The 739-nt window shown below is 60.2% G+C and carries 2 protein-coding genes; both read left to right on the top strand.

Annotated features, from left to right (window positions below; genetic code table 11):
- A partial coding sequence (locus ACLJQ7_RS42615; protein ID WP_410653873.1) for a hypothetical protein occupies window positions 1-224 on the top strand: 224 nt, incomplete at its 5' end.
- Window positions 224-739 (top strand): DNA cytosine methyltransferase (locus tag ACLJQ7_RS42610; RefSeq protein ID WP_410653874.1); only part of this gene is annotated, 516 nt, incomplete at its 3' end. The genes ACLJQ7_RS42615 and ACLJQ7_RS42610, both read left to right, overlap by 1 nt.

The raw sequence follows: 739 nt of genomic DNA, 5'->3' as shown, positions 1-739 counted from the left end.
CGATGCAACGCGCGATGCTGGTCTATGCGCCGGACAAAAACAGCGCCCGCCGGTATGTCGAGGCGATGACGAAGCGCGCCGACCTCGAAATCCGCCGCATCGGTGCAATGGATCAATATGCGCGCGGCCTCAGCTCCTACTGCGAGGCCAATCCGCTGACCCTGCGCATCGCCAAAAACACATCTCGGCTTAACGTCGTATCACCGGCTTCCTGGCGTCTGTGATGAATTACTATAACGAGTACGATCCGGTCGCAGCTGAAAGGCTGCGGCTTCTCATTGACGCCGGGCTTATCCCGATGGGCATCGTAGACACGCGGAGCATTTTAGATGTCAGACCACAAGACCTCCGTGGCTTCACCCAGTGCCACTTCTTCGCAGGCATCGCCGGATGGCCGCTTGCCCTGCGACTCGCCGGGCTCCCGGACGATCTCCCGCTGTGGACGGGTAGTCCTCCGTGCCAGCCTTTCAGCGTGGCTGGAGCAGGCCTCGGGGCAAGAGATTCACGTCACTTGGCTCCGGCCCTTCTCGATCTCATCGCAGAGTGTCGTCCTCCAATGCTCTTCGGCGAGCAGGTTGCAGCGGCAGTTAAAAAAGACCACTGGCTTGACGCTTTACTCATTGAGCTGGAAGAGGAAGGTTACGCCTGCGCAGCGCATGTACTGCCAGCTGCAGGCGTCGGCGCTCCGCACAAACGCGACCGATTATTTTTCGCGGCCTTTCGCCTGGACGACACCGAG

Source organism: Amycolatopsis sp. cmx-4-54 (assembly GCF_046548895.1).
GTDB lineage: Bacteria > Actinomycetota > Actinomycetes > Mycobacteriales > Pseudonocardiaceae > Amycolatopsis.
Note: the sequence above shows the minus strand (reverse complement) of the source record. Positions and strands in the feature narration are given on the sequence as shown.